Here is a 664-nt window from a genome sequence, read left to right on the forward strand (position 1 = left end):
GGTCGATTGTGTTGAAAAAGCCCTTTTTGGCTGACGAACGAAATTTTCGACGACCGCTGATGCGTTTCGTATTGGGCGACGTGAGGGACCTCATCGTTTTACACAAAAACGACCACGGACCTTCGGATCGACCCTACAGCGCTTCGCAGCGGTAGAAACGTCTAAGAATTGACTTTCGCGAGATTTTCTCGCTCGTTCGATTTTCGACTTTTTCAACAGTATCGGTCACAAGCCGACGCCTGACGGGCGGTAGCGGCAAGTCCGCTATATGGGACATTGGCGGACGTCACGCCTTGCCGCTCGGACAGCGCGCTTCGGCTGGAAGCGGACAGCGAGACGGCAGACAGCGGGCGCGAAGCGTCGCGTCGGGATGAATTACAGGAAGCTGGCGTCTGGCGGGGTGGAATCCGGGCCCGGCCGGGCTTCCCCTGGCGGCCCGTATGGCCTATGACGCTGCAACGCAACATTCCCCCCAAAAAGACCCCATGATCCGCCTCGACAACGTCAGCAAGCAAGCCGGCCACCAGATCCTGTTCATCGAAGCCTCCGCCGCCCTCAACAAGGGCGAGAAGATCGGCCTCGTCGGCCCGAACGGCGCGGGAAAGACCACGCTGTTCCGGATGATCGCCGGTGAGGAACTGCCCGATGAAGGGCAGGTTTCGAC

The 664-nt window shown here is 59.6% G+C and carries 1 protein-coding gene; it reads left to right on the forward strand.

Annotated elements, in window-relative coordinates; translation table 11 throughout:
- Positions 1-485: 485 nt before the first annotated feature.
- Positions 486-664, forward strand: a 179-nt coding sequence (locus AB4Z51_RS45045; protein WP_441499785.1) for an ATP-binding cassette domain-containing protein, incomplete at its 3' end; no start/stop codon positions are given.

The organism is Bradyrhizobium sp. 2TAF36 (assembly GCF_052114925.1).
In the GTDB taxonomy this organism is placed as follows: domain Bacteria; phylum Pseudomonadota; class Alphaproteobacteria; order Rhizobiales; family Xanthobacteraceae; genus Bradyrhizobium; species Bradyrhizobium barranii.